The 333-nt window shown below is 72.4% G+C and carries 1 pseudogene; it reads left to right on the forward strand.

Annotation, left to right across the window (positions count from 1 at the left end):
* Positions 1 to 37 precede the first annotated feature (37 nt).
* Positions 38 to 333 (forward strand): annotated as a pseudogene (locus KVT14_RS20170) (MarR family transcriptional regulator); the annotation flags it as partial.

Below are 333 nucleotides of genomic sequence, written 5' to 3' on the forward strand. Positions count from 1 at the left end.
CGTGTGTTGAATGTTCAAGTCCGGTAGGGTCGGCGGCATGAGCCAGAGGGGCGAGGACGCCACGCCGTGGCTCTCCGTCGCCCAGGAGGAGGACTGGAAGGCCGTCGGCGCCCTGCTGTCGACCATGCCCGCGGCGCTCGACGCGCAGCTCAAGCGGGATGCGGGGATGAACCTCTACGAGTACAACGTCCTGGTGGCGCTGTCCGTGCGGCCGCACGGCGAGATCCCGATGAGCGGCCTCGCGCGCCTCACGCAGAGCTCCCCGTCCCGGCTGTCGCACGCGGTCCGGCGGCTCGGGCAGGCCGGCTGGGTCACGCGCGGCTCGGGCGTCGC

This window comes from Cellulomonas sp. GbtcB1 (assembly GCF_019091725.1).
In the GTDB taxonomy this organism is placed as follows: Bacteria; Actinomycetota; Actinomycetes; order Actinomycetales; family Cellulomonadaceae; genus Cellulomonas.